Origin of the sequence: Bacillus cereus group sp. BceL291 (genome assembly GCF_051776705.1) — a bacterium.
Taxonomy (GTDB): Bacteria; Bacillota; Bacilli; order Bacillales; family Bacillaceae_G; genus Bacillus_A; species Bacillus_A cereus.
The window spans coordinates 1-259 of the sequence record NZ_JBPWAP010000277.1 but is presented as its reverse complement, the minus strand read 5'-3'; the positions used below and the strand labels follow the sequence as shown (position 1 = coordinate 259).

Sequence of the window (259 nt, the reverse complement as noted above, 5' to 3'; positions counted from 1 at the left end):
AACTGAGATTACAAGTGAAGTGAAAAGGCTTCAAAAAGATATACGTACAATGAGTTCAGTAGAATTAATGGATTCTAGCTTTAAGAGAATTCAATATGTACGATATGCCGATGATTTCCTAATAGGGATAATTGGTTCAAAACAGGATGCAGAAGAAGTAAAGAAAGACCTTACGGCTTTTCTAAAGAATAAACTAAATCTTGAACTATCATCAGAGAAAACACTCATTACACATGGGAAAATGAAAGCGAGATTCCTT

1 protein-coding gene is annotated in these 259 nt (G+C 33.2%); it reads left to right on the top strand.

Features of this window, described 5'->3' with window-relative positions; all coding sequences use genetic code 11:
* Positions 1-259: reverse transcriptase domain-containing protein (locus ACS2CR_RS34570; RefSeq protein WP_438906174.1), on the top strand; the 259-nt coding region annotated here is incomplete at both ends.